Source organism: Streptomyces sp. NPDC005574, assembly GCF_040605435.1.
GTDB lineage: Bacteria > Actinomycetota > Actinomycetes > Streptomycetales > Streptomycetaceae > Streptomyces.
This window is the reverse complement of record NZ_JBEXCW010000034.1, coordinates 41,621-64,680: the sequence shown is the minus strand read 5'-3', so window position 1 is coordinate 64,680 and position 23,060 is coordinate 41,621. Positions and strand designations below refer to the sequence as shown.

Annotated in this window: 16 protein-coding genes; 8 read left to right on the top strand and 8 right to left on the bottom strand. The window is 73.3% G+C overall.

What is annotated here, in order from left to right:
• The first annotated feature begins 136 nt into the window (after positions 1-136).
• Positions 137-2,752, top strand: coding sequence for an ATP-dependent Clp protease ATP-binding subunit (locus ABZT03_RS22485; RefSeq protein ID WP_356041910.1), 2,616 nt, complete (start codon positions 137-139; stop codon positions 2,750-2,752).
• Here the strand turns inward: ABZT03_RS22485 and ggt are convergent, their stop codons facing one another.
• Complete coding sequence (gene ggt, locus ABZT03_RS22480; protein ID WP_356041908.1) at positions 2,753-4,555, bottom strand: gamma-glutamyltransferase; 1,803 nt, start codon at positions 4,553-4,555, stop codon at positions 2,753-2,755.
• A gap of 120 nt (positions 4,556-4,675) precedes the next feature.
• Between ggt and ABZT03_RS22475 the strand changes: the two genes are divergently transcribed.
• Together ABZT03_RS22475 and ABZT03_RS22470 are read left to right on the top strand one after the other, a co-directional pair.
• The gene (locus ABZT03_RS22475; protein ID WP_356041906.1) at positions 4,676-5,440 is read left to right on the top strand and encodes a hypothetical protein; all 765 of its coding nucleotides are present in this window, start codon (positions 4,676-4,678) and stop codon (positions 5,438-5,440) included.
• Positions 5,441-5,556: 116 nt separating this feature from the next.
• The gene (locus tag ABZT03_RS22470; protein WP_356041904.1) at positions 5,557-7,125 is read left to right on the top strand and encodes an alpha/beta fold hydrolase; all 1,569 of its coding nucleotides are present in this window, start codon (positions 5,557-5,559) and stop codon (positions 7,123-7,125) included.
• 160 nt (positions 7,126-7,285) lie between these two features.
• Here ABZT03_RS22470 and ABZT03_RS22465 read toward each other — a convergent pair whose 3' ends face one another.
• Together ABZT03_RS22465 and ABZT03_RS22460 are read right to left on the bottom strand one after the other, a co-directional pair.
• The gene (locus ABZT03_RS22465; RefSeq protein WP_356041902.1) at positions 7,286-7,675 is read right to left on the bottom strand and encodes a hypothetical protein; all 390 of its coding nucleotides are present in this window, start codon (positions 7,673-7,675) and stop codon (positions 7,286-7,288) included.
• A 147-nt stretch (positions 7,676-7,822) separates the two neighbouring features.
• Positions 7,823-8,230, bottom strand: a complete 408-nt coding sequence (locus tag ABZT03_RS22460; RefSeq protein WP_356041900.1) for a DUF6278 family protein — start codon at positions 8,228-8,230, stop codon at positions 7,823-7,825.
• A 264-nt stretch (positions 8,231-8,494) separates the two neighbouring features.
• Between ABZT03_RS22460 and ABZT03_RS22455 the strand changes: the two genes are divergently transcribed.
• Positions 8,495-10,222 carry an SGNH/GDSL hydrolase family protein gene (locus tag ABZT03_RS22455; protein WP_356041948.1) on the top strand — a complete coding sequence of 576 codons (1,728 nt, stop codon included), beginning with the start codon at positions 8,495-8,497 and terminating at the stop codon, positions 10,220-10,222.
• Between the two features lie 12 nt (positions 10,223-10,234).
• Here the strand turns inward: ABZT03_RS22455 and ABZT03_RS22450 are convergent, their stop codons facing one another.
• The 3 genes from ABZT03_RS22450 to ABZT03_RS22440 form a co-directional block, all read right to left on the bottom strand.
• Complete coding sequence (locus tag ABZT03_RS22450) at positions 10,235-11,014, bottom strand: exodeoxyribonuclease III (RefSeq protein ID WP_356041898.1); 780 nt, start codon at positions 11,012-11,014, stop codon at positions 10,235-10,237.
• Positions 11,015-11,051: 37 nt separating this feature from the next.
• Positions 11,052-11,687, bottom strand: coding sequence for an MBL fold metallo-hydrolase (locus ABZT03_RS22445; RefSeq protein WP_356041897.1), 636 nt, complete (start codon positions 11,685-11,687; stop codon positions 11,052-11,054).
• 63 nt (positions 11,688-11,750) lie between these two features.
• Complete coding sequence (locus ABZT03_RS22440; RefSeq protein WP_356041895.1) at positions 11,751-13,052, bottom strand: alpha/beta fold hydrolase; 1,302 nt, start codon at positions 13,050-13,052, stop codon at positions 11,751-11,753.
• A 362-nt stretch (positions 13,053-13,414) separates the two neighbouring features.
• Here ABZT03_RS22440 and ABZT03_RS22435 point away from each other — a divergent pair, with 362 nt between their 5' ends.
• The 4 genes from ABZT03_RS22435 (at position 13,415) to ABZT03_RS22420 (ending at position 19,347) form a co-directional block, all read left to right on the top strand.
• Positions 13,415-15,100, top strand: a complete 1,686-nt coding sequence (locus tag ABZT03_RS22435; protein ID WP_356041893.1) for a ribonuclease J — start codon at positions 13,415-13,417, stop codon at positions 15,098-15,100.
• 420 nt (positions 15,101-15,520) lie between these two features.
• Entirely contained in the window at positions 15,521-16,756 is a 1,236-nt protein-coding gene (locus tag ABZT03_RS22430; protein WP_356041946.1) for a PP2C family protein-serine/threonine phosphatase, read from the top strand.
• Positions 16,757-17,148: 392 nt separating this feature from the next.
• Positions 17,149-18,345 (top strand): acyltransferase, encoded by a 1,197-nt coding sequence (locus ABZT03_RS22425; RefSeq protein ID WP_356041891.1) that lies wholly within the window; start codon positions 17,149-17,151, stop codon positions 18,343-18,345.
• A 195-nt stretch (positions 18,346-18,540) separates the two neighbouring features.
• On the top strand, positions 18,541-19,347 hold the full coding sequence (locus ABZT03_RS22420; protein ID WP_356041889.1) for an SAM-dependent methyltransferase: 807 nt from the start codon (positions 18,541-18,543) through the stop codon (positions 19,345-19,347).
• A 91-nt stretch (positions 19,348-19,438) separates the two neighbouring features.
• On the opposite strand, the gene ABZT03_RS22415 is transcribed toward ABZT03_RS22420, so the two are convergent.
• On the bottom strand, positions 19,439-20,323 hold the full coding sequence (locus tag ABZT03_RS22415; RefSeq protein ID WP_356041945.1) for a MarR family transcriptional regulator: 885 nt from the start codon (positions 20,321-20,323) through the stop codon (positions 19,439-19,441).
• 321 nt (positions 20,324-20,644) lie between these two features.
• Entirely contained in the window at positions 20,645-22,966 is a 2,322-nt protein-coding gene (locus ABZT03_RS22410) for an SWIM zinc finger family protein (RefSeq protein WP_356041943.1), read from the bottom strand.
• Positions 22,967-23,060 lie beyond the last annotated feature (94 nt).

Below are 23,060 nucleotides of genomic sequence, written 5' to 3'. Positions count from 1 at the left end.
CGGCGGCAGGGGCACGGGCCGAGGCCGGTCGCAGGTGTGGCCGGGACACGTCCGGGCACTCGCGCCGCACCCGGCACGTCGACCAGCAAGCGCGTCCCGGACCGCGCCGGGGGCGCCGGAACGGACTGACAAGGCCATGAGCAGCGGCTACACGAATCCCGAGGGCTACGGCCCGGACCCCATCGGTGAATTCCTCGCACGCTTCTTCGGCGGGCCCCGTCCGGGCCCCCGGCAGATCGACATCGGGCGGCTGCTGAGCCAGCCCGCCCGGGAACTCGTGCGTGGCGCCGCCCAGTACGCAGCCGAACACGGCAGCCGCGACCTCGACACCCAGCACCTGCTGCGTGCGGCCCTCGCCACCGAACCGACCCGCGGTCTGCTCAGCCGGGCCGGCGCCGACCCGGACCAGCTCGCGTCGGAGATCGACAAGCGGTCCGGCCCGGTCCAGCACGCCGCCGAGCAGGCACCGCCGCCCACCGCGCTGTCCCTGACGCCGGCCGTCAAGCGCGCCCTGCTGGACGCGCACGAACTGGCGCGGGCCGGCGGCGCGGGATACATCGGCCCGGAGCACGTGCTGGGCGCCCTGGCGGCGAACCCCGACTCGGCGGCCGGCCACATCCTGAACGCGGCCCGCTTCGCGCCCTCCGGTCTGCCGCCCGAGTCGGCGCCCGACGCCGAGCGCCCGCGCGCCGAGCGGCCCCGCGCCTCGGCGACGGGCACGCCCACCCTGGACAAGTACGGCCGTGATCTCACCGACCTGGCCCTGCAGGGCCGCATCGACCCGGTGATCGGGCGGGAGGAGGAGATCGAGCAGACCATCGAGGTGCTCTCCCGCCGCGGCAAGAACAACCCGGTGCTCATCGGTGACGCGGGCGTCGGCAAGACCGCGATCGTGGAGGGGCTGGCGCAGCGGATCGCCGAGGGCGACGTGCCCGACGTCCTCATCGGGCGGCGGGTCGTCGCCCTGGACCTGCCGGGAGTGGTCGCCGGCACCCGCTTCCGGGGTGACTTCGAGGAACGGCTGACGGGCATCGTCAGCGAGATCCGCGCCCATTCCGACCAGCTGATCGTCTTCATCGACGAGCTGCACACGGTCGTCGGCGCGGGCGGCGGCGGTGAGGGCGGGTCCATGGACGCCGGCAACATCCTCAAGCCGGCCCTGGCTCGCGGGGAGCTGCACATCGTGGGCGCCACCACGCTGGAGGAGTTCCGTCGGATCGAGAAGGACGCCGCGCTGGCCCGCCGCTTCCAGCCGATCCTGGTGCCCGAGCCCACCCCGGCGGACGCGATCGAGATCCTGCGCGGGCTGCGCGACCGCTACGAGGCCCACCACCAGGTCCGCTACACCGACGAGGCCCTGGTGGCCGCCGTCGAGCTGTCCGACCGCTATCTGACCGATCGCAGGCTGCCGGACAAGGCGATCGACCTGATCGACCAGGCCGGCGCGCGGGTGCGGCTGCGGGCCCGGACCAAGGGCACGGACGTACGGGCGCTGGAGCGCGAGGTCGAGCAGCTGGTCCGGGACAAGGACCAGGCGGTCGCGGACGAGCAGTACGAGGAGGCCACCCGGCTGCGGGACCGGCTGGCCGAGTTGAAGCAGCGGATGACCGAGGCATCGGAGGGCGGCGAGGCCGACGAGGGCCAGCACCTGGAGGTGACCGCCGAGGCGATCGCCGAGGTGGTGTCCCGGCAGACCGGTGTTCCTCTCAGCCGTCTGACCGAGGAGGAGAAGGACCGCCTGCTCGGTCTGGAGGACCATCTGCACCGGCGGGTGGTCGGCCAGGACGAGGCGGTCCGCGTGGTCGCCGACGCGGTCCTGCGCTCGCGGGCCGGGCTGTCCAGCCCCGACCGGCCGATCGGCAGCTTCCTCTTCCTGGGCCCCACCGGCGTCGGCAAGACCGAACTGGCCCGCGCGCTCGCGGAGGCCCTGTTCGGCAGCGAGGACCGCATGGTCCGCCTGGACATGAGCGAGTACCAGGAACGGCACACCGTCAGCCGCCTGGTCGGCGCCCCGCCCGGCTACGTCGGGCACGAGGAGGCCGGGCAGCTCACCGAGGTCGTGCGCCGGCACCCGTACTCGCTGCTGCTGCTCGACGAGGTGGAGAAGGCGCACCCGGACGTCTTCAACATCCTCCTCCAGGTCCTCGACGACGGACGGCTCACCGACTCCCAGGGCCGCACGGTGGACTTCACCAACACGGTCATCGTGATGACCAGCAACCTGGGCTCGGAGGTGATCACCGGACGCGGCGCCGGCATCGGTTTCGGGGCGGGCGGCGCGGAGGCCGACGAGGGGGCGCGGCGCGAGCAGGTACTGCGGCCGCTGCGCGAGCACTTCCGGCCCGAGTTCCTCAACCGTGTCGACGAGATCGTGGTGTTCCGCCGGCTCACCGGCGACCAGCTGCGGCAGATCACCGACCTGCTGCTGGAGCGGACCCGGCGCAGGCTGCACGCGCAGGGCATCGCGGTGGAGTTCACCGGGGCGGCCGTCGACTGGCTCGCCGAACGCGGCTACCAGCCCGAGTACGGTGCCCGCCCGCTGCGCCGCACCATCCAGCGCGAGGTGGAGAACCAGCTCTCGCGGATGCTGCTGGAGGGGCGCGTCGGGAAGGGCGGCCACGTCACCGTGGACGTCCGGGACGGGCACCTCGCCCTCCGCGCGGACGACACGGAGGGCGGGACGGGTGCGCTGGACACGGAGGGCGGGCCGGGCCCGGTGGGCGCGGAGGGTGCGGTGCCCGACCCCGAGTGATCAGCGCGCGGGGCGCACCACCATCGCCGAGCCGCCGCCGCGCCGTACCTTCTCGGCGGCGGCCAGCCACCTGCCGTCCGGCAGCCGCTGCACGCCGGTCGCGGCGCCGATCTCGGGGTTCAGCTTGAAGGAGTGCCCGATGGCCTCCAGCCGCTTCTGCAACTCGCTGCCGTAGAGGCCGGGTTCGAGTTCGGTCTGGGCGGCGTTGCGCTGGCTTGCGCGCGGCGCGGCGATCGCGTCGACGAGCGGCAGCCCCCGGTCGAGGAAGCCGGTCAGGGTCTGCAGCACGGTGGTGATGATGGTGGCGCCGCCGGGTGAACCCAGCGCCACCACCGGCTCGTTGTGCCGGTCCAGCACGATCGTCGGCGAGATCGACGAGCGCGGCCGCTTGCCCGGGCCCGGCAGGTTCGGGTCGTGGACGGCGGGGTTCGCCGGGGTGAAGGAGAAGTCCGTCAGCTCGTTGTTGAGGAGGAACCCGCGGCCGGGGACCGTGATGCCGCTGCCGCCGGTCTGCTCGATGGTGAGGGTGTAGGAGACGACGTTCCCCCACTTGTCGGCCACCGTCAGATGCGTGGTGTTCTCACCCTCGTACGTCGTCGGGGCGGCCGTGCCCCCGGCGCCGCAGGCCGCCGGCCGGCGCGGGTCGCCGGGTGCGACCGGGCTGGTCAGCACCGCGTCGTCCTTGATCAGGCAGGCCCGCGAGTCGGCGTACTTCTGCGACAGGAGTTCCTTCGCCGGTACGTCCTCGAAGGCGGGGTCGCCGACCCAGCGCCCGCGGTCCGCGAAGGCGATCCGGCTGGCCTCGATGTAGTGGTGCAGGTACTGCACCTCGCTCGCCTTCGAGAGGTTCGTCCGCTCCAGGATGTTGAGGGCCTCGCCGACCGTCGTGCCACCGGAGGAGGAGGGCGCGATGGAGTAGACGCCGAGGCCGCGGTACGAAGTCCGGGTGGGCGCCTGGAGTTTGGCGCGGTAGGCGGCCAGGTCCTTGGCGGACAGCTTGCCGGGGCGCGCGTTCCAGCCGGAGGCCGGGTCCACCGGCGGGTGGTTCACCGTGTGGACGATGTCCTCGCCGAGGTGGCCCCGGTAGACGGTGTTGACGCCCTTGCTGCCCAACTCCCGGTAGGTGCGCGCGAGATCGGGGTTCTTGAAGGTGGAGCCGACGACGGGCAGCTGCCCGCCGGGCAGGAACAGCTCGGCGGTGGCCGGGAAGGAGCGGAAGCGGGTCTCGTTGGCGGCGGTCTGCGTCCGGAAGGTGTCGTCGACGGTGAAACCGTCGCGCGCGATCCGCTCGGCGGGCTTCAGTACCGTGCCGAGCTTCCTGCTGCCCCAGGTGTCGAGGGCCGTCGCCCAGGTGGCGGGCGTGCCGGGGGTGCCGACGCTCAGGCCGCTGCTGACGGCGTCGGCGAAGGCGAGCGGCTTGCCGTTCTCCACGAAGAGCTGGGAGTCGGCGGTCAGGGGCGCGGTCTCCCGGCCGTCGATCGTGTGCACCGTGCGGGACTTGGCGTCGTAGTAGACGAAGTAGCCGCCGCCGCCGACGCCGGAGGAGTAGGGCTCGGTGACGCCGAGCGCGGCGGCCGTGGCGACGGCCGCGTCGACGGCGTTGCCGCCCTTGCGCAGCACCTCGATGCCGGCGGCCGAGGCGTCCGCGTCGACGCTGGCGACCGCCCCGCCGTAACCGACGGCCACGGGGACCTTCTTGACGGCTTTTGTCCCCGCGGTGGTCGGCGGTGCCGCCGCCCCCACCGAGACCACGGCGGCCGTGACCGCCAGGACCGCCAGATTCCGTGCGACAGGGCGACGCATCCGTTACCTCCAGTGAAAGGCGTCCGAGCAGCCTATGTCATGGCCATGGCCCCGTCAGGAGCACACGCCGTGACCACTCTTCGAACACGGGTGCGCGTTCGCCCGCTAGCATGCGCGCCCATGAACGACGACGTGCGCAACATCGTCCTGGGAGTGGTGGCGGCCGGCATCAGCGCCGCGTTCGGCTGGCTCGCCAGGACCTACCTGTGGAAGCGGAGACTCCGCCGCAAGCAGGCTTTCTTCGGGCTGCCGGACAACTCCGAGTCACTGCTGGTGGTCAACCGCGGTGCGAGCGGGCCCGACCTCACGGTGATGCGCTACGACGTGTTCGCGCTCCTCGAACTCGCCGCACTGATCAAGGACTGCAACGCCCACGCCCAGGTGGTCCCGCACGACGGGGCGCGCCAGGGGTTCGGCGAGCGCACCGAGTTCTGTGTGGGTGGCCCGGCGTCCAACCGCCGCATGGCGGCGCACCTTTCGTCCCTGCTGCCCGGGGTGCGGGTGAACGTGGACGCGGAGCCGAGCCCCGACCGCGGCGCCTTCCAGGTCGGCTCCGAGCGCTACCGGGTGGAGCCCGGAAGGACCGAGTACGCGCTTCTCGCCCGGCTCACCGTCGAGCAGAGCCACGGCGTGCGCCCGGTCTTCCTCTTCTGCGGCCAGACCGCGATCACCAACCAGGCCACCACCCGCTATCTCGCCCGCAACCACGAGCAGTTGATCCGCAAGCACGGCACCACCTCGTTCGTCCTCCTGCTGAAGGTCGTCAACTCGCAGGCGTACGGCCCGGACGTGGTCGAGCTGGTGGCGGACGTGACCCGCACGGCGCAGACCCCGCTGCCGGCGACCCCCACCCCGGCCCCGCGTTCCTCCCGTCGCGCCTCCTGAGTGGTTCGCGAGCCCGACAATCTTTACTCGTGCGTAACTTACCGACGGGTTACCTGCGGTAGAGGGGTGAGGTTACCGTCGGGTCACTTTGCACTTACACGAGTGAGGAGCGACCTGTGGGACACCCTCGCAAGGCCCTGCGCACAACCGCCGTCGGCGCCGTCTCCGCGACGCTGATCGCCGGGAGCGCCCTCGGACTCGCGCCGACGGCCCAGGCGGCCGCCAACAGCGTCCGGTTCGTCGACATCGGCGGCTGGGGCGGCACGGTCCTCAAGGCCAACGTGGTCACGCCCGCGGGCGCCGATCCGGCCCGCCGCTACCCGCTGCTCGTCATGCCCACGAGCTGGGGCCTGCCCCAGATCGAGTACCTCGCCCAGGCCCAGAAACTCGCCGACTCCGGCTATGTCGTGGTCACTTACAACGTGCGCGGCTTCTGGCAGTCCGGCGGCGAGATAGAAGTCGCGGGACCGCCCGACACGGCCGACGCGTCGAAGGTCATCGACTGGGCGCTCACCAACACCCCGGCGGACGCGGAGCACATCGGCATGGCGGGCGTCTCCTACGGCGCCGGCATCAGCCTGCTCGCCGCCGCGCACGACAAGCGGATCAAGGCGGTCGCGTCGCTCAGCGGCTGGGCCGACCTCGTCGGGTCGATCTACTCGGGCCGCACCCAGCACGTCCAGGCCTCCGCCCTGCTGGACGGGGCCAGCCTGGTCACCGGCCGGCAGAGCACCGAGACCCGCCAGGTGTTCGACGACTTCTACGCCTCCAACCTGGCCAAGGAACCGGACCTCGTCGCCTGGGGGAAGAAACGTTCCGCCGTCAGTTACGTCGACGAGCTCAACGCGAACGGCACGGCGATCATGCTCGCCAACGCCTGGGGCGACACCGTCTTCTCGGCCAACCAGTACACCGACTTCTACGAGAAGCTGACCGGCCCCAAGCGGCTGGAACTGCGCCCCGGAGACCACGCCACCGCCGAGATCACCGGCCTGTTCGGGCTGCCCAACGACGTGTGGACCGACACCGGGCGCTGGCTCGACCACTATCTCAAGGGCGAGGACAACGGCGTCGACCGCGAGTTGCCCGTGCGGCTCAAGTCCCGTTCCACGGACGGCTACGAGGGCTACCCGGACTGGAAGTCCGTCGGTGCGACCCGCAGCAGGATCGACCTCGCCGGCACGACGACCATCCACACCAACGTCGACTCGGGGGCGGACGGCGGGGTCGTCTTCCTGTCCAGCATCCTGGACCAGGTGGCGAAGCTCCCCCCGGTGGCCTCCATCCCGCTGCTGCCCCGCCGCTGGGCCGCCGTGTGGCAGTCGGAGAGGTACCGCACGGCCCAACAGGTGCGCGGCACCGCCAAGTTGCACACCACCCTCACGCCGACCGCGGAGAGCGGCACCCTCGTCGCCTACCTCTACGACGTGGGGCCGCTCGGCCTCGGCAAGCTGGTCAGCAACGCGCCGTACACCTTCCACGGGCGTACGCCGGGTCAGTCGTTCGACGTCGACCTGGAGCTGTTCTCCACGGCCTACGACGTTCCGGCGGGGCACCGGCTGGCCGTGGTCGTCGACACGGTCGACCCGCTCTACATCGAGCACAACCCGTCCGGCTCGCAGCTGACCTTCTCCTCGCCGGCCTCCGACCCGTCGTACATGTCGGTTCCGCTGCGCGAGCAGTGATCTCCGGCTGCCGCCGGGCGGGCGAGTGCCCTCTGTCACTGCCTCCTCGGCGGCAGCCTCCCCGACCCGGCCGGCGCCGCGTTCACGGCACCGGCGCCCCGCCTCGCGAGGCCGGACGGCAGGTCGCGGCCGGGCCGGACCGCGGGGCGCGCTCCCCCGCTCAGCGGGCGCGTCCCGTCGTACGGGTGACGGCGACTTCGACCATGCCGCCGCGGGCCGGTCGCCGGGACCCTCCCGGCACCTCGCCGACCGCCTCCGGGCAGAGGGCGGGGGCCGGCCCGCCGGGAAGGAGACGGCCGGGCTCCGGGACGCGGGTCTCCGGGACGCCGGGCTCCAGCACACGGGGCTCCGGGACGCCGGGCTCCAGCACGCGCCCGACGGGCCCGCGCCGCCACCGACCCCCGCTGAGCCGCCCCGGGTGCCCGGACCGCCACGGCCTCCGTGAGCCGGCCACGGCGGTCACCTCCCCGTCGCCGACGTCCCGCGGGACCTGCGGCTCGCGGTAGCCCTTGTTGACATCCAGCAGCTCGATCAACGGATCGACGACCATGCCCGGCCCCACTCACTTTTGGCTGTGTCGCGGCTGCCGCAACCTATCCGGGCCCGATGGGGGCCACAGGACGACACGCACTTTCCGGGCAATAGCCGTATTTACGGCGAACTGCGGGCCACAGGTTCACCTTCGGGGCACCGGGTGTCACTCCTCGGCGACCTCCGCGTACTGCTGCGAGAGCTCGGGAACACCGCTCGCGGCCCACTCGTGACCAGAGGCGACGACGTCGAACTCCCGGCCGGTGTCGAGCAGGATCACCGGCTGCCCGTCGCCCCTCAGCCCCCAGGCGGCACCCGGCACGGTACGCACGATGACCGTGCCGAGGTAGAGGCCCGCGTCGTTGCCGAGCCAGGGCAGCACCTCCTCGTCGTCCCGCCAGCGCGGCACCAGCTGATCGAGCGCCTCCAGCGAGTCCACGGAGTCGTCGAGCCGGACCCCCTCCCGGAACGCCTGCGAGCGCAGCAGTTCGCACTCGGCGAGGAGTTCGGCGATGCCCTCGGCGTCGCGGGCCGGAGGGATCTCACGCCGGTGGCCCAGAAAAGGGATCTTCATACCTCCAGCGTGTCACCGGTACCACCGTGCGCACCACAGGCGCGCAGGCTCCGAATGCCGTCCGCCGCCACGCCGCGCCGGAGCACGGCTCGTTGACGTGCCACTTGCGCATCTTTAGCTTCTCCATGCGCCTTTTGTCGCTTTGTGAGCGTTCGTGAGTCAGGGTGACCATGTGTGAACGGGGAGGAGTCGGCCGTGCGCCGCTACGTCCGGAGTCCCGCGGCCGCCACCGCCGCCTGTCTGTCCCTGTCCGTTTGCCTGTCCGTGTCCGTCGGCCCGGCGCCGGCCGCCTCCGCCCGGACGGGCACCGGAGCGACGGCGCTCCCGCTGGAGCGGCTCTTCGACAACACGGCCGTCAGTGACGACGCCCGGCCTGGTGCGGCGGACTTCGACGGCTCGGGTGCCTCCCTGTCCGCGCGGGACCTGACGGCCGCGGGCTGGACGCCCGGCCGTGTCCTCACCGTGCAGGGAGCGCGGCTGACCTGGCCGCGTCGCCGGCCGGGCACACCGGACAACGTACGGGCCGCCGGACAGGAGGTGCGCGTCGGCGGAACGGGGGACGCCCTCGCCTTCCTGGTGGCGGGCACCGGCGGTGCGGAGGCGGGCGGTCCGGGCACGGTCTCCTACCGGGACGGCACCCGCTCCGCCTACCGGCTCACCGTCCCCGACTGGCGGACCGGACCGCTCGCCACGAAGGCGGTGGCACTCCCCCACGTCAACACGCGGGGCGGCCGGCTCACCGAGCGCGCACGGCTGTACGTCGTGACGGTCCCGCTGAACGGGGGGCACGAGGTCGCCTCGGTACGGCTGCCGCACGCCGCCGGGCTGCACGTGTTCGCCCTGTCGGCGCGGGCCGGCGCCGACGGCTGGACCGGGAGTTGGGCGGCCGGGACGTCCGGCGTGCAGAGTGTGGGGCCGTGGACGGACCGGACCCTGCGGCTCGTGGTGCACACCTCGGCGGGCGGCCGGCGGGTACGGCTGCGCTTCGACAACACCTTCGCCGGCGTGCCGGTGCGGATCGGCCGCGCGAGTGTGGCGGTGCGGGCGTCGGGGGCGGCCGCGCGGGGAACGCCGGTCCCGCTGACCTTCGGCCGCTCCCCGGGCGTCGAGATCCCGGCGGGCGCACAGGTGTTCAGCGATCCGCTGGCCTTCGAGGTGCCCGCCGACGCCGGTCTGCTGGTGAGCTTCCATCTGCCGGGGACGGTGACGGCGGCGCCCGCGCACCGGCTCGCGCAGCAGCGGTCGTATCTGAGCGAACCGGGCGACCACACGGCGGAGAGCTCCCCGGCGGCCTATCCGGCGACGCTGACGACCTGGCCGCTGCTGACCGGGGTCGACGTGGGCGGCGGACCGGGGTCCGTGGTGCTGCTCGGTGACTCGATCACGGACGGCGCCGGGTCGACCCGGGACGCCGACCGGCGGTGGCCCGATGTGCTGGCCACGCGTCTACGCAGTCAGCATGTGGTGCCGCACTATGGGGTGCTCAACCAGGGCATCTCGGGAAACCGTGTGGTCGCCGACTCCTACGCCGGTGACGGGGTGGCCGCGAGCCCGTCCGGGGTGAGCGCGCCGCACCGCTTCGACCGGGACGTCCTGGCGCAGACGTCGGCGCGCACGGCGGTCGTGTTCGAGGGTGTCAACGACGTGCGCTGGGCGGCGACGGCCGGGCAGGTGGTCGCGGGGCTGCGGGAGCTGGCACGGCGGGGACACGCGCGCGGGCTGCGGATGCTGGCCGCGACGATCACGCCGTGCGGCGGCGAGGCCCGCTGCACGGCCGGCGCTGACGCCGAGCGGGTCGCGGTGAACGCCTGGCTCCGGCGCACCGACGTGTTCGACGGTGTGCTCGACTTCGACGCCGTCCTGCGCGACCCCGCCCGCCCGGGCCGCCTGCTGCCCGCCTACGACGGCGGGGACCACCTGCATCCGGGGGACGCCGGCCTGGCCGCCCTCGCGAAGTCGGTGAACCTCGAACTGCTGCGTGGCCGGCCCTGATCCGGACAGCTTTCAGACGTCCAGGTCCACCACGACCGGCGCGTGGTCGGAGGCGCCCTTGCCCTTGCGCTCCTCGCGGTCCACGAACGCGTCGCCGACGGCCTTGGCGAACGGCGTGTTGCCGTAGACCAGGTCGATCCGCATGCCGCGGTTCTTGGGGAAGCAGAGCTGGCGGTAGTCCCAGTAGGTGTACGGGTGCTCGTACTTGAGGGGGCGCGGGACCACGTCGGACAGGCCGGCCTCGCGCAGGGCGGCCAGCGCGGCTCGCTCGGCGGGGGTGACGTGGGTGGCGCCCTCGAAGGCGGCCCGGTCGTACACGTCGTCGTCCGTCGGGGCCACGTTGTAGTCGCCGAGCACGGCGAACGGGCGGCTGCCCGCCGCGTCCCCGGCGACGGCGGCGCGCAGCGCCTCGAACCACTGGAGCTTGTAGGCGTAGTGCGGGTGGTCGACCTCGCGGCCGTTGGGCACGTACACCGACCAGACGCGGACCGGGCCGCAGGTCGCGGAGACCGCCCGGGGCTCCTGGACGCCCTCGTAACCGGGGTCGCCGGGCAGACCCTTCACCACGTCCTCCAGGCCGACGCGGGAGAGCACCGCCACGCCGTTCCACCGCCCGGTCGCGTGGACCGCGGACTCGTAACCCAGCTCGCGCAGCTGGCCGGAGGGGAACTGCTCCTCGGCGACCTTGGCCTCCTGAAGGCAGAGCACGTCGGTGCCGCTGCTCTCCAGCCAGGCCAGCAGCCTCGGCAGGCGGGCGGTGATCGAGTTCACGTTCCAGGTGGCGATGCGCATGTCTCACAACCTACCCGGCGGGTCCGACAGCGCCGTCTCAGACCTCGGCGGAGCCCCCCGGCGCCAGCCGCAGGTGCCGCGCCCCGCCGAGCGCGCCGATCTGGTTGTCGTAGACCGGGCGGGCGAGGTCGGTGAGCAGGGCGTCGTGGATGTCGTAGGCACGTTGCGGCCGGACCTCGCGGACGTAGTCGATGACCTCGGAGATCTTGCTCCAGGGGGCCATCACCGGCAGCATCAGGGTGTCCACCGGCTGGTCGGGGACGGTGAGGGCGTCGCCCGGGTGGAAGACGCGGCCGCCGTCGACGAGGTAGCCGACGTTGGTGATGCGCGGCAGGTCCGGGTGGATCACGGCGTGCAGTTCGCCGTGGACCTGGATGTCGAATCCGGCGGCGGTGAACGTGTCGCCGTGGCCGACGGTGTGGACGCGGCCCGGGAAGGCCGGTGACAGCTTCTCGGCGACCGACCTCAGCGTCCAGACCGCGGCCTCCGGGTTGGCCTCCAGAGCGGTCCGCAGCCGTTCCTCGTCGAAGTGGTCGGGGTGCTCGTGGGTGACGAGGATCGCGTCCGCGCCGAGAGCGGCGTCCGCCTCGCTGAAAGCGCCGGGGTCCAGGACCAGCGTCCGGCCGTCCTTCTCCAGGCGGACGCAGGCGTGCGACATCTTCGTGAGCTTCATGAACCCATCCTGCCCCTCGCCGCTCCCGGGGGCCGCGCCGCCCCCGGCCCGCACCCCGGGGCCTCACTCCGTCGGCGTCGTCTCCTCGCGGACGACCTGCTGAGCCACCCTGAACGCGCTGGTCGCCGCCGGCAGGCCGCAGTAGACGGCCGCCTGCATCAGCACCTCCCCGATCTCCCCGGGCGTCAGTCCGTTGCGCAGGGCGGCCCTGGTGTGGAAGGCGAGTTCCTCCAGGTGACCGCCCGCGACGAGCGCGGTGAGGGTGACACAGCTGCGGGTGCGGCGGTCGAGGCCGGGCCGGTCCCAGACCTCGCCCCACGCGTAGCGGGTGACGAACTCCTGGAAGTCCGCGGAGAAGTCGTCGGTCTCGGCCAGCGTCCGGTCCACGTGCCCGTCGCCGAGCACCTCGCGGCGCACCTTGATCCCGGCGTCGTAGGGGTCGGGACGCCCCGTGAGCTGCGGCTCCGGCGCCATGGCCGGGGCGATCTCGGCGATGGGCGCGACCTGCGGCGGAGCGGCGGCCGGTACCGCGTGGACGGGGGCGGCCGGGATCGCCGTCTGTGCGGTGCCGTGGTCGAAGGCGGGCTGCCAGGCGGTGGAGAAGTGCCGGACCAGCAGGTCGCTGACGGCGGCCGGCTGCTCGACCGGCACCAGGTGGGAGGCGCCGGGGACGACGGCGAGGCGGGCGTCCGGGATGCCGGCGACCAGCGTGCGGGCCTCCGCGGGACCGGTGACCTGGTCGTCGGAGCCGACTAGGACCAGGGTCGGCACGCCCACGCGGGCCAGTTCGGGCCGTACGTCGAACGAGGCGAGCGCCTCGCAGGCCGCGATGTAGCAGCCGGGGTCGGTGGTGCGGACCATCTGCACGGCCCACTCGGTGATCGCGGGCTGGGCGGCGGCGAACCCGCCGGTGAACCAGCGGTCGGGGGAGCTGCGGGCGATGGGGTCGAGCCCGTTCGTCCGCACGATCACCCCTCGCTGCCGGAACTCGTCGGCCGTGCCGAAGCGGGGCGAGGCGGCGATCAGCGCGAGCGAGGCCAGCCGCTCCGGGTGGCGCAGCGCCAGTTCGACGCCGACGGCGCCGCCGAGCGCGCAGCCCGCGTAGCCGAAGCGCTGCACCCCGAGCCCGTCGAGCGTGGCCAGCAGCCGGGCGGCCAGTTCGCTCACGGAGCCCGCCGGGTAGGCGGGCGAACCACCGTGTCCGGGCAGGTCGAAGCGGAACACCCGCCACTGCTTGGCCAGTTCGGGAACCTGCCGGTCCCACATGTGCCAAGTGGTGCCGAGGCTGGGGCCCAGGATCACGACGGGAGCGTCTTCCGGCCCGTCGAAGCGGTATTGCAGGGTGTTCGGTGCTGTCTGGCTCACCCGTCCGACCCTCTCATCTCTCACGGACGCCCCTGTGACGGGGGGTTGCTGGACACCATCCTGACCGGGTCGAAGACCCCGTGGGCGGCATACCGCTTCAGGCAACGGATGATCTCACGCCGGGTGCCGCCCTTCCGGGGTCGGCGTGGTAATGCGCGGGTGCACGGGCCGTGGCGCGGCCGGGTGCGTCCCGAGTGGCATCCGACACCGTCGTCCGCCTTCTCCGGCGTCCAGGGCCGGGGTCCCGGAAGCGGAGGCGCATGTCGATCACCTCGATGCGCCGCGTGTGCCCCGCCGCATCGGAAGCAGAGATCACAGAGGCGGTGGATCATCCCGTGCCGCTCTCCGGGTAACGTCACGGTATGAGTCATCCACACCCCGAACTGAAAGCCGCCCCACCCCTTCCTGAAGGAGGGCTGCGGGTCATCGCCCTGGGCGGCCTGGGTGAGATCGGCCGCAACATGACCGTCTTCGAGCACGCGGGCAAACTGCTCATCGTCGACTGCGGTGTGCTTTTCCCCGAGGAGAACCAGCCCGGCGTGGACGTGATCCTGCCGGACTTCACCTCGATCCGCGACCGGCTGGACGACATCGTGGCCCTGGTCCTCACCCACGGCCACGAGGACCACATCGGAGGCGTGCCGTACCTGCTGCGCGAGCGGTCCGACATTCCCGTCGTCGGCTCCAAGCTGACGCTGGCGTTCCTGGAGGCCAAGCTCAAGGAACACGGCATCCGGCCGCGCACCGTGCGGGTGCGGGAGGGCGACCGGCGTGGCTTCGGACCCTTCGACTGCGAGTTCGTGGCGGTCAACCACTCCATCCCGGACAGCCTCGCGGTGGCGATCCGCACCCGGGCCGGGATGGTGCTGCACACCGGCGACTTCAAGATGGACCAGTTCCCCCTCGACGACCGCATCACCGACCTGCGCGCCTTCGGCCGCCTCGGCGAGGAGGGTGTGGACCTGTTCCTCACCGACTCCACCAACGCCGAAGTACCCGGCTTCACCACCTCCGAGCGTGAGCTGAACCCGGCGATCGAGCAGGTGATGCGCACCGCGCCGCGCCGGGTCATCGTCTCCAGCTTCGCCAGCCATGTGCACCGCATCCAGCAGGTCCTGGACGCCGCCCACCAGCACGGCCGCAAGGTCGCCTTCGTCGGCCGGTCGATGGTCCGCAACATGGGCATCGCCCGCGAGCTGGGCTATCTGAAGGTTCCGTCGGGTCTGGTCGTGAGCACGAGGGAGCTGGAGAAACTCCCGGACCACAAGATCACCCTGGTGTGCACCGGCTCCCAGGGCGAACCGATGGCCGCGCTGTCGCGGATGGCCAACCGCGACCACCAGATCCGTATCGGCAAGGGCGACACCGTCCTGCTCGCCAGCTCCCTCATCCCCGGCAACGAGAACGCCATCTACCGGGTGATCAACGGACTCACCCGCTGGGGTGCCCACGTGGTCCACAAGGGCAACGCCAAGGTGCACGTCTCCGGGCACGCCAGCGCCGGCGAGCTCGTCTACTGCTACAACATCGTCAAACCCCGCAACGTCATGCCCGTGCACGGTGAATGGCGCCACCTGCGGGCCAACGGTGACCTCGCCATCCGTACCGGCGTGGATCCCGACCGGGTCGTCATCGCCGAGGACGGCGTCGTCGTCGACCTCGTCGACGGGCGCGCGTCCATCACCGGCAAGGTCCCCGCCGGAAACGTCTACGTGGACGGCATGGAGGTCGGCGGCGCCACCGAGGCGTCCCTCAAGGACCGCATCACCCTCGCGGAGGAAGGCGTGGTCACGGTGGTGGCGATCGTCGACGCGGACACCGGTGCCCTCGCCGAGGCCCCCGACTTCCTGGCCCGCGGCTTCGTCCACGACGACGCCACCTTCGAGCCGGTCGTCCCCGTCATCGAGAAGACCCTGGCCACCGCTGCCCAGGAGGGCGTCGGGGACGCGCGCCAGCTCGAGCAGCTGCTGGCCCGCGCCGTGGCGAACTGGGCGTTCCGCACCCACCGCCGCAAGCCCCTCGTCATTCCCGTCATCATCGACGCCTGAGACCCGGCCCGGCCGCACGGCCCCCGTTCCGGTCGCGACCGCGCGGGCTTCGGGGCCGGGCAGGGAGTCAGCCGCCGGCTGCGGAGGCCGGGGCGGCGACGCACGACACATGACGAGTCATCGGGAGCACGTCCCGTGGGCCGGAGGCGCGAAAGCCCGCCGGTCGACGGGACGTTGTTCCACCGTGGGCGAGGGAAGCGAGCCGCGGGCCGACAGGAACACCCTTCAGGTGCTTCTGTGGTGCAATGAAACCCGCTCGGCTCCGGACCGGCGCGGGCGCCTCGCGCACCCGGACACACCCGGGACGGGACCCTGAACACCGACGAGCGGCGAGGAGCCACCGTGACCGTATGCGGGCCGGACGGGAACGACGGGCCGACCGCTCGCACTCCGGAGAACGCGGACGACCTGGGCCGGGCGATCACCCTGGCCGGGACGCTGGCGGCGGCGGAGACCGCGGCGCCCGTCGAGTCGCTCGACGTGGTCGCACGCATGCTCAAGGCGCACCTCGGGGCCGCGTCCGTGTCCTTCCTCATCATCGACTTCACCGGCAGTTCGGTGGTACGGCTGGGAGCGGCGGACAGCGTCGACACCGATGAGCCCGCCCGGCGCATCACGCTGAAGGGCACCCTGTACGACGACGTGATCCGCACCCAGCGGCCGCGCGTGGAGGACACGGGCGAGGGCGCGCTGGTCCGGATCGTCGCCCCGGTGACCAATCGCGGGGACGCCATCGGACTCCTCGAACTGTTCCTGCCCGCGGCACCCGGCCCGGAGGCGATGCGCGAGATCGGAGAGACCGCGCACGCCCTGGCGTACATCGTCATCGCCAACCGGTCCTACACCGACGTCTACCAGTGGGGCCGCCGTACCAGCCCGCTGAGCCTGGCCGCGGAGATCCAGCACCGGCTGCTCCCGTCGTCACTGGCGTGTGAGGCGGCGCAGTTCGCGGTCGCGGGGGCGCTGGAACCGGCCGACCACGTGGGCGGTGACACCTTCGACTACGTGATCGACCGGGACACGGTCCAGCTCTCCGTCACCGACGCCATGGGGCACGACGTCGACGCCGCGCTGCTGGCAACCCTCACGGTGGGCGCCCTGCGCCGGTCCCGGCGGGCCGGCGCCGACCTCGCCGAACAGGCCCGCCAGGCCGACCGGGCCATGCGCAGGTACGGCCGCCAGAGCTACGTCACCGGCCAGCTCCTGCGCATCAGCCTGATCGACGGCACGACCGAGTTCGTCAACGCCGGGCACCCCTGGCCGCTGCGGATGCGGGACGGACAGGTACGGGAGATCACCCCGAAGATCAACATGCCGTTCGGCTTCCAGACCCCTCACACCTACGAGGTCCAGTCGCTGGATCTGCGGCCGGGCGACCGGCTGGTGATGCTGACCGACGGCATGCTGGAACGCAACGCGGGCAGCCTCGATCTGGCCGATCTGATCGTCCGCACCCGCGCGCTGCATCCCCGGGAGGCCGCCCGCAGCCTCATCGCGGCGATCGTCGACGTCAACCAGGGATCCCTGCAGGACGACGCGACCGTCATGTGCCTGGACTGGCACGGCGTCGGCCTCTCCCGGCGGGATGCCGACACCGGCGCCGACCTCGCCGACGCCTCGGCGCCGTCGCGGCCGGGGCGGAAAGCGTCTCATTAGACGAAACCGGGCGGCTCCGGCGACGGGTTGACTTCCGTGAAGGGGGGCTGTCACGCTCCTTGCGGCGATCGATGTGTGCCCCGCCGTGTACTCCCCGCTTCCGCCGGGGCGGCCGGGACGTCTCGCCGTACGTCTCAGCTCTCTTCGCCCACCTGTCACCTCTCGGCGCTTCCCTTTCCGCGCTCTCGCACCAACTCGCGTGTCCGCGCCTCGCCTTGCGCCGTTTCCCGGCGCCTCGCGCCGCCGTGTGACGTCCGGTGCCGTCTCAGGGCCCACCTGTGGCCTCGACACCGCACGGCGGGCTCTCCGGCCTGCCGTGCGGTGTTTCGCATGCCCTGCAAGCGGCTCCGCCGTGTCCTGCGTGTCGTCCGTGCCGTACGAAGGAGAGACTCATGACCAGCCCCACCCAGGTCCCCCAAGCGGTGACGCCCGGCCGGTCCGGGCGGGCGCCGTCACCCGCGTCACCCGCCGCGCTTCCGTCGCTGACGGGGCTCCGGTTCTACGCGGCGACGGCCGTGTTCCTGTACCACGTCACCAGTCCCCAGCTCAGCCCCTTCAGCGGGCGGACCGCGCAGCACGCGGCCCGGCTGTTCGGCGTCGCGGGCGGTCTCGGGGTGTCGTTCTTCTTCATCCTCAGCGGGTTCATCCTCACCTGGTCGGCCCGCCCCACGGACACCCCGGGCCGGTTCATGCGCCGGCGCCTGGCCAAGCTGTACCCCAACCACCTGGTCACCTTCGCGGTGTCACTGCTGGTCTTCGCCGGCGCGGCCACCACCGCCTGGCAGCGCTGGCTGCCGAACCTGCTGCTCGTGCAGACGTGGTCCTGGGATCCGGCGGTGTCGTTCAGCGTCAACACCCCCAGCTGGTCGCTGGGTTGTGAGCTGCTGTTCTACCTGTGCTTCCCGCTGCTGCACCGCGCGGTGAAGGCGATCTCCCCCGGGCTGCTGTGGACGGTGACCGTGGCGTTCATGGCCGCCGTCGCCGCGGTACCCGCCTTCGCCTACGCCGTGCTGCCCGGCGGGACACACATCCCCGGCTGGCAGGCGAGCGAGATCCAGAACTGGTTCGTGTACCAGCTGCCGCCGGTACGGATGCTGGAGTTCGTGCTCGGCATGCTGCTCGCCCGGATCGTGCTGACCGACCGGTGGGTGGGCGTGCGGCTGTGGCAGGCGGTGCCGCTGTGCTTCGTCGCGTACGGCGTGGCGCTCGACGTGCCCTACCTGTACGCCCTGTCCGCGGTCTGGGCGGCGCCGCTCGGTCTGCTCATCGCCGCCGCCGCGGTCGCCGACGTGCGCGGACAGCGCTCGCCGTTCCGCGGACCGGTCACGAAGTGGCTCGGCGAGGTGTCGTTCGCGTTCTACCTGCTGCAGGCCACCGTGCTGGTCGGCGGCGGCACGTACCTCGCCGGACACCGCCCCCACGGATCGGCCGGGGCCCTCGGGCTGTGCCTGCTGGCGTGGGTCGTCACCACCGTCCTCGCCCACCTGCTGTACACGCTGGTCGAGCGGCCGGCGACGAAGCACCTCGGCCGGGCCCGCCGGACGGACGCGGGCAGCCGCCCGCTCGGGCGGACGGACGGCGTCCGTTGACACCCGTTCCATGCACATGTCACGCTTTTCCCGGAGCCTCTCTGCCCTGAGCCAGCACGACCCGAGCGATGTCCACCGGTGATCAACGGTCGGACGTCGCTTTTTCTGTGTGCCGTGCCCCGCTCCACCCGGTCGCGGGCTCCCCGCTCGACATCCCGGCTGAAACTCCCGCCCCCTCACCAAGGACGTGTCAGCATGCCCGAGACCCAGGCCCCCGCACAGATCCCGCACGCCGCGCGGATCATGGACTACTTCCTGGGAGGTTCCGAGAACCTCCCCGTGGACCGCGCCGCCGCCGACGGCATCGTGAAGCTGCTGCCCGGCGGTCCGCTAGGGGCGCGCGCCAACCGGCGTTTCCTGAACCGGGCGGTCCGCACCGCCACCCGGCGCGGCATCGGCCAGTTCCTGGACATCGGCAGCGGCATCCCGGCCGCCGGCGCCACCCACGAGGTCGCGCCCGCGGCGAAGGTCGTCTACGTCGACAACGACCCGGTCGTCGGGGAGATCGCCCGCCGCATCCTGGGCGAGGTCTCCGACGGCCGCACGGCGTACGTCGACGCGGACTTCCGCGACCTCGAAGCCGTACTGTCGGCCCCCGCCACCAAGGAACTGCTGGACCTCTCCCAGCCGGTCGCGGTGCTGTTCGGCGCGCTGCTGCACTTCGTGGTGGACGCCGACGACCCCTACGGCACCGTCGAGCGCTACAAGCAGGCCCTGGCCCCCGGCAGCCTGGTCGCGCTCACCCACTCCAGCCCCGACTACGTCTCCGCGCCGGTGCGGGCCGCGGTCGACGAGCTGTACACCAACCTGCGCGTCGACCTCGCCTCCCGTTCCCGCTCGGAGATCGCCCGGTTCGTCGCCACCGAGGGCTGGACGGTGCTCGAACCCGGCGTGGTGTCCGTCAACGAGTGGGAGACGGAGGAGGAGCGGGCCGCCGACGCGGACCACCAGACCAACCGGGAGGACACCGCCGGATTCGCCGCGGTCGCCGTGAAGAACTGATCCGTTCGGCCGAGGAGGCGGATCGGCGTTCGCGGCCCTGCCGAAGGGCCTGGCCGATCCGTATCCCCCCCGCTACCCGGTACGCCCTCGGCTAGCGGGTGGCGGCTTCCGGCCGCTCGGCGAACGCCGGTCCGGAGTGGGTCGTGCCGAGGAGTTCCAGCAGCAGGGCTCGCAGTTCCGGCTCGCCGCCGGGGCCCAGCATGTCCGCCACGTCGGCCGCCAGCCCGTCCACGGCCCGGGCGATGACGGCGAGCGCCTCGCGCCCGCCGTCGGTCACCTCCAGGGCGTACCGGCGGCGGTCGTGGGGGTCGCGTCCGCGGCGCACCAGTCCCTGTTTGACCAGGTCGTCGACGAGCTGCGAGGCGGCGGGTCCGGAGATCGCGAGGAGTTCCGCGAGGCGCTGCTGAGCGCAGGGGCCCTGCGTCTCCAGCGCCGACAGCGGGCCGTAGTGGCGCACCCGCAGCCCGGTGCCGGCCAGCTTGTCGTCGCCGAGGCGGCGCAGCCGGAGGTGGGCCTGCGCGACCAGGTACTCGGTGCCCTGGACGAGAGGCTGCGCCGACTCGGGCAGCAGCCGCGCCAGCAGTTCGTCGAGGCGGGCCGTCTTCTCGGGGGTCAGGACGGACGTCAGCCGCGCGTCACGTTCGGCGACCGCCCGGCGGCTGGCCTCGACGGCGCCGCGCCCCTCGTCGGTGAGGGACAGCACGTACTGGCGGCGGTTGTCCGGGTTGCGGGTGCGGCGCACCTCGCCCCGGGCCTCCAGCCGGTCGATGACGGACACCATGATCGTGCGGTTGATGCCCAGGCGTTCGGCCAGGTCGAGCTGGGACTCCCAGTCGTGCCCGGTGAGGGCGTCGAGGACGAGGAAGTCACGGGAGTCGCTCTCGCCCGAGTCCCCGCAGGCGGAGAACTGGGCGTAGACCCGGCGCAGGAGGTAGCCGATGAAGTGGGTGAGCGACTCGGGCAGCTCACCGGGCACCTCGGCGGTCTCCTCGACCCGTGTCACCGGCGTCACCGCCGTCTCCACCCCCGGGCCACCGTCACCTGCATGCCGCACCACAGCACCTCCGAGGCGAGTATACGATCGCGCCCCGACCGGCCGACCGGCAGCGGACCGGAGGGGCGGCGGGTGCCGGGCGGTCCCCGCGGAGTTCCCCCCGCACAGTCGGTGATCACACGACGACGGCCCCCTGGACGCGGGACCTGGGACCTGGGACCTGGGACCTGAGACCTCACCGGCGTACCCTCGCCGCCGCCCGATGCCGGTGGCTGAACCCCGGAACCTGGTGCGTGGGCGGTCTCAGAGGTCGTTCGCCGCGCCGAGGCCCGTCAGAGCGCCGACGGGGTCCAGGTCGGGTGTGCCACGGGGCCACCAGTCGTCGCGGCCCGGTTCGGACTCGTAGGCGTACCACAAGCCGTCCCGGCCCAGGCGGAGTTGCACGTGGCCGCGCGGGTGGGTCAGGTGATTGCGCCACGGGCGGAAGGCGGGGAGGTCGGCTGCCAGGAGGAGCGGGCGCGCCCGGTCGAAGCGTCCGGCCGGCGGGTCCCACGGTTCGTCGAGGACGCCGAGGCCCTCCAGACCGCCCTGGCGCCAGGCGGCGACCGCCCGGGCCAGCTCGGCCGGGGTGCGGCCGGCGGCGGAGGCGAGCGAGGAGTAGAGGGCGCGGGTGCCGGCGGTCAGACCCGAACCGGGACGGGCCGCCGCGAGCCGTACCGCGTCCTGCCACAGCGTCAGCTCCCCCACCGGGTCGCGGCCGGTGGCGAGCAGGGCGTGGGCACGGGCGGCGGCGTCGGTCGCGAGCTGGTCCAGCGCGAAGGGGTCCGGGCCGCCGGGTGCCGCCGGGTACACCGGAGGCTGTCCGGGATGCGGAGGCACGGCCAAGGGAGCCGGCAGAGGCGGGAGTTGCCGGGGCGCGAGCGCCTCGGTGGCGCGGACGCCGGGCAGCGGGGCGGGTTCCTGATCCTGGGCGGCGCGGGCCGCTCGGGTGGCGCTGCGCCGCGACAGGGCGTCGAGCAGGTCGCGTTCGCCGCGCCCGCGCAGCAGGAGCAGCACGAAGGGATCGGCGTCGAGCAGGCGCGCGGTCTGGTAGCAGAGGGCCGCCGCGTGCTTGCAGGGGTGGCCGGAGTCGGGGCAGCTGCACCGGGGTTCGAGATCGCCCGGACCGGGCAGCAGCGGCGCCCCGCAGTCGGCCAGGGACTGCGGCAGCTCCTTGTCGAGGAGCGCGGCGATGTGACCCGGCCGGTCGGCGGCGGCGTCCAGGAAGCGCTCCCAGCCGGTGTCCCCGAGGGTGCGCAGCCGCACCTGCACGCGGTACGGCCTCGGACGGCCGCCGCGGACGTAGGCGAGCACGAGCCCCGGCGTCACCGTGATCGCGTCCACGTGTCCCCGCTCCGCGTACGCCCGGCCGCGCACCAGCCGCCCGGCGTCCAGCGCGCCCTCCTCCAGCGCCGTCACCCACGCGTTCCCCCACCACGTCTCCGCGAACTGCCCACCCGGCGCGGGCCCGCCCGGCAACGCGGCGAAGGTACGCCGCAGTTCACCGTCACGGCCGGGGGCGGCCATGGAGTGGGGGGCGGGGGCGCCCGCGGGTGCGGTGGGCTCGGCGGCGACAGTCGCCACAACGCTCACCCGCGGTGCGGTGACGGAGGGTGTCTCCGGCTCGGCCGGGTCGGCGGCCCGTACGTCGTGCGCGGCGTCAGCGGTGTCCACCCCTACGGACGGAGACGCGGGCGCGCCGGGCGCACTGGTTCCGGCCGGAGTCGCGGGTGCGGGAGGCGCGTCGGCCCCGGCGCGGGTGCCGGCCGCCCGTACGTCGTGCGCGGCGTCAGCGGTGTCCACCCCTACGGACGGAGACGCGGGCGCGCCGGGCGCGCTGGTTGCGGCCGGAGTCGCGGGTGCGGGAGGCGCGTCGGCCCCGGCGCCGGTGTCGGCCGCCCGTACGTCGTGCGCGGCGTCAGCGGTGTCCACCGCTACGGACGGGGACGCGGGCGCGCCGGGCGCACTGGTTCCGGCCGGAGTCGCGGGTGCGGGAGGCGCGTCGGCCCCGGCGCGGGTGCCGGCCGCCGCCGGTACCGATCCCCCCGGCTCAGGCGTCGCCGCGGCCGACGGGTCCCCGGCACCGGCGGGCACCACCGAGGGTGAGGTGACCGGCTCCTCGGCGCCCCGCTCACGGCTCGCGCGCCCGGCGGCACCGGCGCCTCCCGCCCCCGCGGACTGCTCCCCCGTCTCGTCCGTGTCGTCGGGCATGCGGAACGCGTCCCCGAGCAGCTCCCGTACGGCGCGGCCCCTGACGTCGGCCGTACCGCCCCGCGCCCCCCGCCGCGGCCGGGCTGCGGGCGAGGCCGGACGCCGCTCCCCACCAGCGCTCCCGCCGCCACCGTCATGCACGACACCCTCGCCCCCTGCTGCCGCGGTCCTGCCGAGCGAGGTCGCGCCTCGCTCCCCGCCCGCACCCCGGCCCGCACTGTCACGCCCGACGCCGACCTCGCCGCCCCCTGCTCCCCCGGTCCCGGCAGCCGCGCCGGCACGCGTCTCCCCCTGTGAGCCGCGCCCCCCGCGCGCGCTCCCGCCGTGTGCCGCCCGGCTCTCCAGGCGTGCCGCGCGCAGCGCCTCGCGGGCCATGTCCGCGGGGCGCTCCTCCGGGTCGGCGGCGTCGGTTTTCGGACCGGCCGCTGCCGCGGCCGGAGTGACGGCGCCCGCCCTCTCACCGGACGGG

Bases quoted from the DNA above. Each gene is read 5' to 3' on its own strand.
- ABZT03_RS22465 (WP_356041902.1), bottom strand. From the start codon at position 7,675: ATGGTCGTCGATCCGTTGATCGAGCTGCTGGATGTCAACAAGGGCTAC.
- ABZT03_RS22420 (WP_356041889.1), top strand. From the start codon at position 18,541: ATGCCCGAGACCCAGGCCCCCGCACAGATCCCGCACGCCGCGCGGATC.
- ABZT03_RS22435 (WP_356041893.1), top strand. From the start codon at position 13,415: ATGAGTCATCCACACCCCGAACTGAAAGCCGCCCCACCCCTTCCTGAA.
- ABZT03_RS22475 (WP_356041906.1), top strand. From the start codon at position 4,676: ATGAACGACGACGTGCGCAACATCGTCCTGGGAGTGGTGGCGGCCGGC.
- ABZT03_RS22450 (WP_356041898.1), bottom strand. From the start codon at position 11,014: ATGCGCATCGCCACCTGGAACGTGAACTCGATCACCGCCCGCCTGCCG.
- ABZT03_RS22425 (WP_356041891.1), top strand. From the start codon at position 17,149: ATGACCAGCCCCACCCAGGTCCCCCAAGCGGTGACGCCCGGCCGGTCC.
- ggt (WP_356041908.1), bottom strand. From the start codon at position 4,555: ATGCGTCGCCCTGTCGCACGGAATCTGGCGGTCCTGGCGGTCACGGCC.
- ABZT03_RS22410 (WP_356041943.1), bottom strand. From the start codon at position 22,966: ATGGCCCGCGAGGCGCTGCGCGCGGCACGCCTGGAGAGCCGGGCGGCA.
- ABZT03_RS22445 (WP_356041897.1), bottom strand. From the start codon at position 11,687: ATGAAGCTCACGAAGATGTCGCACGCCTGCGTCCGCCTGGAGAAGGAC.
- ABZT03_RS22485 (WP_356041910.1), top strand. From the start codon at position 137: ATGAGCAGCGGCTACACGAATCCCGAGGGCTACGGCCCGGACCCCATC.
- ABZT03_RS22460 (WP_356041900.1), bottom strand. From the start codon at position 8,230: ATGAAGATCCCTTTTCTGGGCCACCGGCGTGAGATCCCTCCGGCCCGC.